This is a genomic window from Micromonospora sp. NPDC023814, assembly GCF_040639595.1.
Lineage (GTDB): Bacteria > Actinomycetota > Actinomycetes > Mycobacteriales > Micromonosporaceae > Micromonospora.
The window spans coordinates 1-5,936 of sequence record NZ_JBFAAF010000148.1 but is presented as its reverse complement, the minus strand read 5'-3'; the positions used below and the strand labels follow the sequence as shown (position 1 = coordinate 5,936).

Annotated in this window: 3 protein-coding genes; 1 reads left to right on the top strand and 2 read right to left on the bottom strand. The window is 71.1% G+C overall.

Annotated elements, in window-relative coordinates; genetic code table 11:
- Nucleotides 1–127: 127 nt before the first annotated feature.
- Complete coding sequence (locus tag AB0G14_RS34425) at nucleotides 128–2,101, bottom strand: hypothetical protein (RefSeq protein WP_357704775.1); 1,974 nt, start codon at nucleotides 2,099–2,101, stop codon at nucleotides 128–130.
- Nucleotides 2,102–2,472: 371 nt separating this feature from the next.
- Here AB0G14_RS34425 and AB0G14_RS34420 point away from each other — a divergent pair, with 371 nt between their 5' ends.
- Nucleotides 2,473–4,746 (top strand): excinuclease ABC subunit UvrA, encoded by a 2,274-nt coding sequence (locus AB0G14_RS34420; protein WP_357704773.1) that lies wholly within the window; start codon nucleotides 2,473–2,475, stop codon nucleotides 4,744–4,746.
- A gap of 226 nt (nucleotides 4,747–4,972) precedes the next feature.
- Here AB0G14_RS34420 and AB0G14_RS34415 read toward each other — a convergent pair whose 3' ends face one another.
- Nucleotides 4,973–5,392, bottom strand: coding sequence for a protein-tyrosine phosphatase family protein (locus AB0G14_RS34415; protein WP_357704771.1), 420 nt, complete (start codon nucleotides 5,390–5,392; stop codon nucleotides 4,973–4,975).
- Nucleotides 5,393–5,936 lie beyond the last annotated feature (544 nt).

The window sequence follows — 5,936 nt, the reverse complement described above, 5'->3', positions numbered from 1 at the left end:
AAACGCTCGGCTGGGATACCCCAGCCGAGCGCCTCGCTAAGCTCCTAGCCGTCACCGACTAGCCAACGCGTTGCAACGACCCCTTGAAACCGCCCAGGAAGGGGCCCTTCACACCGGGCCGTCGGGCTCAGCGCGTGAGCCGGTACAGTTCCCCGCCCCGGGCGTAGTACATGACGCCCGACGCGTCCATCGTCCACACGTCGCTGATGCCGGTGGTCAGCTTCTGGACCGAGAGCGTCTCGGGGTCCACGCAGGCGACCGTGGTCCGGAAGTTGCCGCACACCGCGCCGTCCGGCGCGACCGCCAGGTGGTCGCTACGCCAGACGTGGGAGACGTTCCAGTCGAAGGGCTCCACCTCGACGGTCCGGACCACGGTCCGGCTCACCGGGTCGAACTCGAAGAGCGTGCCGACCGTCGACCCCCAGATCCGGCCGTCCGGCGCCACGATCAGCCGGGTGATCGCCTTGGCGCCCGGGATGGCGGTGCCCTCCCAGACCTTCGTGGCCGTCGCCGGGTCCCAGAGGAAGAGCTTGGCCTCCGTCTGGGTCGGCGCGATGCCGAGCCCACCCCAGATGCCGGTGCCACCCAGGATCAGGTTGCCGACGGTGGCCAGGGCGGTGACGCTCTGCTCCGGTACGACGTTGCGGTGCACCTCCTTCGCCCCGGTGGCCGGGTCGACGAGCGTCAGCGCCCCGCCGAGCTGGCCGTACTCGGGGATGGTGCCGAAGGCGATCCGGTTGCCGACCCCGGTGACGGCGAACGGCCGGTCCTGGTGTTCGGTGCGGAGCGTCGCGAACTGCCGGGGGTTGGTACCGCGCACGACGGGCTTGGTCGGGTCGAGTTCGAGCAGGTTCGCGCCCGGGTACACGCCGGCGTAGATCTTGCCCTGGTAGGAGTGCAGGCCCTCGGCCTGCCCGAGCGCCCCGGCGTTCTCGCTGAAGGCGCCGGTCGCCGGGTCGTAGGAGGTGATGCCGCCGCTCGGGTAGGCGCTGGACCAGATCTTGCCGTCCGGGCCGGCTTCCACCGTCTGCAGCTGGGCGGGCAGCCCCTTGACCCCGGCGGAGACGACCTTCTTGGCGCCGGTCTGCGGGTTGTAGTAGAACAGGTTGCCGCTCAGGTTGATCGTGACGAGCGTCCTGCCGGGCCACGCCGGGTCGTCCAGGTGCGCCCAGCCGAATCCCCGGGCGGTGCCGTATCCGGTGAAGTCGGTCGGGGTGAGCGTCCGGGTGTCCAGGTTGTAGGCCATCAGGCGGCCGGCCGACGAGCCGAAGTAGACGTTCTTCTTCGCGTCCGGCGGGGAGAAGTTCAGGCCCGAGGCGGTGCCGAGTTCGGCGATCCACTGGCCGGCCTTGAGGTCGTGGACGAGCACCCGGTTGCTGTTGGCGAGCCGGGCGAAGAGCGTGTGCTGGTGCACGTCGAGGTCGTAGACGAACTGCTCGGTGCGGTACTGCTCGGGCAGCGGGATCTCGCGCCGTTCCCCGGACTCGATGTCGACCTCGACGAGCCGGGCCACCGTGCCCAGACCCACGTAGATCTTGCCGTTGGCGACGCCGATGCTGCGCGCGTACTGCTCGTCCGGCCAGATCTGCCCGTAGTCGCGGACCGCGCCGGTGCGGTGGTGGAACGAGTAGACCTTGCCGGTGGGGAAGGTGCCGACGAAGACCCGCTCCCCGTCGTTGGCGAGACGCCACGTCGTGGTCTCCCCCGGCACCGGCGAGCCCAGGTCCTCCACGTGGTCCGCTCCGGGCCGGTAGCGGAACAACTTGCTGTCGGCGCCGATGTACGCGGTGCCGTCCGGGGTGACCGTGCCGCCCCACGAACCGCCGGCGCCGGGCAGCGGCAGGGTCCGGACCACGGTCGCGGTACGGGTGTCGATGACGTTGAGCGCGCCGGTGGTCCCGCGGGCCACGGCGTACGCGTAGTCGCCCGCGGTCGTGGAGCCGAAGGTCGCACCGTAGATGGCCAGGTTGTGGTGCGGCACGCCGACCAGGGTCTCGGTCGGCGTGGCGGCCACGGCCGGGGTACCCGACACGGCGGTGGCGGCGACGAGGGTCGCCATGATGGCGACCGACGCCAGGCGGCGACGCTGCTGGAGAGGCATAGGCATCCCTTCTGTAATTTCGGCCATCACCGTAAATCTCGCCACATCGAAGGTCAACCACGGATCACAGCAAATTCGTGCATCGCAGCAGACCTCGCCGGTAAGCCTCATTCAGGACGGCGGTTACGGTCCGTCCGTTATTCATCGGCGCCGGGTTGACGCGCCGCGTCCCACGTGGACCGCACCGCCCGGGCGCCGGCACCACCTCCCGCTTACACGTTATTTGAGACTTCCCCTACCTCTTCGGGCGCGGGAGGCAGACCAACGCGGCAAAACCCTCCACGGCACCGTTAATGAGACGATCGAAGGAAGCCGTCTCCCGAAGACACGACCCGGGCGGAGCCCCGCCCACGATCTCGCGAAGGGTTCGCATGCAGCAGCCAGCACGGTCCGCGGCCGACAGCCACGACATGATCGAGGTACGCGGAGCCCGGGAGAACAATCTCGCGGCCGTCTCCGTCGACATCCCCAAACGCCGGCTGACCGTCTTCACCGGCGTCTCCGGGTCGGGGAAGTCATCCCTGGTCTTCGGGACCATCGCCGCCGAGTCGCAACGCCTGATCAACGAGACCTACAGTGCCTTCCTCCAGTCGTTCATGCCGAGCCTGAGCCGGCCCGACGTCGACTCGCTGCGCAACCTGACCCCGGCCATCGTGGTCGACCAGGAGCGGATGGGCGCCAACTCCCGCTCCACGGTCGGCACCGCCACCGACGCGTACGCGATGCTGCGGATCGTGTTCAGCCGGCTCGGCACCCCGCACGTCGGCGGCGCCGGGGCGTTCAGCTTCAACCTGGCCGAGGGGATGTGCCCGACCTGCGAGGGCCTCGGCCGCGTCTCCGACCTCGACGTCAACGAGATGGTCGACGTCGAGCGCTCCCTCAACGACGGCGCGGTCACGGTGCCCAACTTCGCCGTCGACTCCTGGTACTGGCAGACCATCGTCAACTCCGGCCTGTTCGACCCCGACGTCAAGCTCCAGGACTACACGCCCCAGCAGTGGGACGACTTCCTCCACAAGCCGGCCACCAAGATCAAGGTGGGCAGCAACAACTGGACGTACGAGGGCCTGGCGGTCAAGGTCCGCCGGCTCTACCTGGCCAAGGACCGCGAGTCGATGCAGCCGCACATCCGCGCGTTCGTCGACCGGGCGGTCACCTTCACCACCTGCGCCACCTGCCGGGGCGCCCGGCTCAACGAGGCGGCGCTCTCCTCCCGGATCGCCGGGCGCAACATCGCCGAGTGCTCGGCCATGCAGATCAGCGACCTGGCCGGGTTCGTCCGCGGCATCGACGACCCGTCGGTCGCCCCGCTGGTCGGCAACCTGCGTGAGCTGCTCGACTCGCTGGTGGAGATCGGCCTCGGCTACCTCAGCCTCGACCGTGAATCCGCCACCCTCTCCGGCGGCGAGGCGCAGCGGGTGAAGATGGTCCGGCACCTCGGCTCCAGCCTCTCCGACGTCACGTACGTCTTCGACGAGCCGACCGTGGGCCTGCACCCGCACGACATCGCCCGGATGAACGACCTCCTGCTGCGCCTGCGCGACAAGGGCAACACGGTGCTGGTCGTCGAGCACAAGCCGGAGACCATCGCGATCGCCGACCACGTGGTCGACCTCGGGCCGGGAGCGGGCGCCGCCGGCGGCCGGGTCTGCTACACCGGGGACGTGCCGGGCCTGCGCCGCTCCGACACCCTCACCGGCCGTCACCTCGACCACCGGGTCCGCCCCCGCGAGCACGTGCGCCGGCCGTCCGGCCACCTGTCGATCCGCGGCGCCGACCTGCACAACCTGCGCGACGTCAGCGTCGACATCCCGCTCGGGGTGCTGACGGTGGTCACCGGCGTGGCCGGCTCCGGCAAGAGCTCGCTGATCCACGGCTCGCTGCACCGCCGCGACGGCGTGGTGGTCGTCGACCAGACCGCGATCCGGGGTTCCCGGCGCAGCAACCCGGCCACCTACACGGGCCTGCTGGACCCGGTCCGGGCGGCCTTCGCCAAGGCCAACGGGGTCAAGGCGGCCCTGTTCAGCGCCAACTCCGAGGGCGCCTGCCCCACCTGCAAGGGAATCGGCCTGGTCTACACCGACCTGGCGATGATGGCCGGCGTCGCCTCCGTCTGCGAGCAGTGCGAAGGTCGGCGCTTCACCGACGAGGTGCTCACCTACCGGCTGCGCGGGAAGAACATCAGCGAGGTGCTCGCCATGTCGGCCACGGAGGCCCGGGACTTCTTCCCCAGCGGCCCGGCCCGGGTGATCCTCGACCGGCTGGTCGACGTCGGGCTCAGCTACCTCACCCTGGGGCAGCCGCTCAACACCCTCTCCGGCGGCGAGCGGCAGCGGCTCAAGCTGGCCATCCACATGGCCGACAGCGCGAGCACCTACGTGCTGGACGAGCCGACCACCGGCCTGCACCTCGCCGACGTGGACCAGTTGCTCGCGCTGCTGGACCGGCTCGTCGACGCCGGCAACACGGTCATCGTCATCGAGCACCACCAGGCGGTCATGGCGCACGCCGACTGGCTGATCGACCTCGGGCCCGGGGCGGGGCACGACGGCGGCCGGATCGTGTTCACCGGCACCCCGGCCGATCTGGTCGCCCACGGCGACACCCTGACCGCCCGCCACCTGCGCGAGTACGTCGGCCGCTGAGAAGGCAACGCGCCCTGGTCCCGGCGCCGCAGACCCCGGGACCAGGGGCGCCACGCGGCACGGAAACCCTCAGCGGCCGGGCACCGGGTGACCGTGCGGGGGGGGTCGTCGGCACCGGGCGCGTTCGGACGAGGTGCCCTCTTCCCGCCGTGAGCTGCGCAAACCTTGCCGATGACACGAACCGCAACGAGGTGGCCGGGGCCACGCGTGCCACGATCGCGCCGGATCAGGCGAGGCGGCGCAGCCAGCGACGCTGCCAGGGGGTCTCCACCGCCCGTGGGCGGTAGGCGCCGCGTACCCAGTCCACGGCCCGCTCCGGCGGCAGCCCGTCGAGGATCGCCAACGCGGCCAGCGCCGTGCCCGTGCGTCCGGTGCCGCCCTTGCAGGCCACCTCCACCCGCTCGCCGTCGCGGGCGCGACGCAGCGCCTCGGCCAGCGCGTCGACCGCGTCCGCCCGGTCGACCGGGACCCAGAAGTCCGGCCACCGGATCCGCCGGTGCGGCCACGCCGGCACCGGCCCAGGTGCCAGCAACAGGGCGAAGTCGGCGGGCGAGGCCACGTCGGCGACGCGGCGCCCGCGCACGGCCGCCCCACTCGGCAGTACGACCACACCCGGCTGGTCGCGCCACTCCCGCTGCACATCCACCGGCCCATTCTGCCTCCACCGCGCCCACTCCCCCGCTCGCGGCACGCACAAGGTCGTGGCGGCGTCGAACGGTGGTACGGGTCCGCCACCGTCGCCCCCCACCGGACGAACGCGGATACGAGACAGCGCCGCCCCCGGGCCTGATCGGCACGGGGGCGGCGCTGGGCGTCGGTGTGCAGGTCGCCTCTCGGCGCGTGGCGCGACGCGGCTCCAGCCGAACGGTATTCCGCGAAGGCAATTCAGGTGAGGCCCGGGGACACTGGGCACACCGACACCTCATTGAACCAGCCGGCGGCCGTCGGTGTTCCCGCACCAGCCGCCTTTTCCCGGCCGGCCGACTGTCGGCTGGTGGAGATGTGCCGCTGGCCGGCGCCCGTGTCGGGTGCCGGCCAGCGATCCCCCTTGTGGTGAATGTCTGTGTGTCAGCTGTTCCAGTGTTCGGCGACCATGTCGGCGGCCTGCTGCTCCCACTGGGCGTAGTGGTCCGGGTACGCCGACACCTGCACCGTCTGCGCGGCCTCGGTCAGCGGCATGTCCTGCCACC

What these genes read in the sequence shown, in the direction of transcription:
- AB0G14_RS34425 (WP_357704775.1), bottom strand. Translation starts at nt 2,101, where the DNA reads ATGCCTCTCCAGCAGCGTCGCCGCCTGGCGTCGGTCGCCATCATGGCG.
- AB0G14_RS34420 (WP_357704773.1), top strand. Translation starts at nt 2,473, where the DNA reads ATGCAGCAGCCAGCACGGTCCGCGGCCGACAGCCACGACATGATCGAG.